This is a genomic window from Ruoffia sp. FAM 26255 (assembly GCF_045528525.1).
In the GTDB taxonomy this organism is placed as follows: Bacteria; Bacillota; Bacilli; order Lactobacillales; family Aerococcaceae; genus Ruoffia; species Ruoffia tabacinasalis.
In genome coordinates this window covers 1-1,195 of sequence record NZ_JBGQQX010000124.1, presented here as the reverse complement: position 1 = coordinate 1,195, position 1,195 = coordinate 1, and the positions used below count along the sequence as shown (strand labels likewise).

Here is a 1,195-nt window from a genome sequence, read left to right as displayed (position 1 = left end):
GGTGATTTAAACGAATGTTTTCGTTCTCATCTAGAATTGGCCGTAAATACACTCTTAAGAACGGAATTGACCGTCTTTTTAGATTATGAGAAGTATGAGCGGATTGGTTTCCATTCAGGTAACTCTCGCAATGGCACCTATGACCGTAAGGTCAAAACAGAATATGGTGAACTTAAGCTACAGATTCCACGTGATCGTAATGGTGAATTTAAACAACAGACGCTTCCTGCATATAAAAGAACCAATGAGACGTTGGAAGAAACGATTATTCATCTCTTTCGAAAAGGGATCACGATGTCTGAAATTGCCGATTTGATCGAGAAAATGTATGGTCATCATTATACGCCGCAGACGATGTCCAACATGACAAAAGTCTTTTCTGAAGAAGTCGCTGCTTTTAAAAAACGTCCACTAAATGATCATTATGCCGCTATTTATCTGGACGCTACCTACATTCCCTTGAAACGTAAAACAGTAGATAAAGAAGCGATTCATATAGCGGTTGGAATCCGTCCAGATGGCGCCAAAGAAGTGCTCGGTTATGCTATTGCCCCTAATGAGTCTACTGTTACATGGAAAGAGCTATTAGAAGACTTGATAAGCCGTGGGGTTAAATCCGTTCTCCTCTTTGTGACCGATGGTCTTAAAGGGATAAAAGATACGATTCATCAAGCGTTTCCTCAGGCTGCTTATCAACACTGTTGTGTTCATGTTTCTCGCAATATCGCTAGTAAAGTACGCGTAGCTGATCGAAGAGAAGTATGTGAAGATTTTAAAGCTGTTTACCAAGCAGACTCACGAGAAAAAGCGATAGAAGCTCGACTTAATTTTGTAGAGAAATGGCACACCAGCTACCCTAGAGTAACCAAAGCGGTCTTAGAGAACGACAGCTTACTGACGTTCTATGACTTTCCTGTTTCAATCCGTAGGAGCTTGTATTCCACTAATTTGATTGAGTCTTTCAACAAACAAATTAAAAAATATAGTCGGCGTAAAGAGCAGTTTCAGAATGAAGAATCTATGGATCGCTTTTTAGTTTCAAATTTCGATCTTTACAATCAGAAATTTTTAACCCGAAGCCACCGCGGTTTCCAGCAAGCTGAAGCAGAGCTATGGGAAATGTTTGGAACACTAGCAGAGAGCTGATTTTTTTACAGAAGGAATTCTTTATTTACACAAACTTCTTGACGCTCCC

Annotated in this window: 1 protein-coding gene; it reads left to right on the top strand. The window is 40.0% G+C overall.

Annotation, left to right across the window (positions count from 1 at the left end):
• The coding region (locus ACEN31_RS11535; protein WP_407109479.1) for an IS256 family transposase at positions 1-1,146 on the top strand (1,146 nt) is incomplete at its 5' end.
• Between the last annotated feature and the right edge of the window lie 49 nt (positions 1,147-1,195).